The sequence below is a fragment of the Oceanobacter antarcticus genome, from assembly GCF_044962685.1.
GTDB classification, from domain to species: domain Bacteria; phylum Pseudomonadota; class Gammaproteobacteria; order Pseudomonadales; family Oceanobacteraceae; genus Oceanobacter; species Oceanobacter antarcticus.
This window is the reverse complement of the sequence record NZ_JBBKTX010000084.1, coordinates 1-369: the sequence shown is the minus strand read 5'-3', so window position 1 is coordinate 369 and position 369 is coordinate 1. Positions and strand designations below refer to the sequence as shown.

General features: G+C 53.1%; 2 protein-coding genes. One reads left to right on the top strand and one right to left on the bottom strand.

Annotated elements, in window-relative coordinates; all coding sequences use genetic code 11:
* Window positions 1–223: hypothetical protein (locus tag WG929_RS21020; protein ID WP_416207626.1), on the bottom strand; the 223-nt coding region annotated here is incomplete at its 3' end.
* Here WG929_RS21020 and WG929_RS21015 point away from each other — a divergent pair.
* On the top strand, window positions 217–369 hold a 153-nt coding region (locus tag WG929_RS21015; protein ID WP_416207627.1), incomplete at its 3' end, for a DUF4372 domain-containing protein. The genes WG929_RS21020 and WG929_RS21015 overlap by 7 nt on opposite strands.

Genomic DNA, 369 nt, shown 5'->3' with positions numbered 1-369 from the left:
CCAGCTTGGCATCGGGTGACCAGGTATCGGCTGTCGGCTGGTTTCCGGGCACGGGAACTCCATCTTGTCGGCATAGTTTCAACCAACTATACAGGGTCACATCGGAAATGCCTTCCTCTGTCCGGTTAACTGACTCGCCAAAAGAAAGGAGCCCGGTTCCCATGCCGTTTCCGGTAAAATGAAGCTTCTCACAGACATCATTCAGAGGAACCGGGCTTGGCACATTCTAACACCGTACTGGCACAGCTACTCAACATCATCCCTCGTCATCAATTTCAGAAAACCGTCGATCAATACCAGGCCGACAAACGCACACGAACCTTGTCATGCTGGGGGCAATTGGTGGCCTTGCTGGTGGGTCAGCTGAGT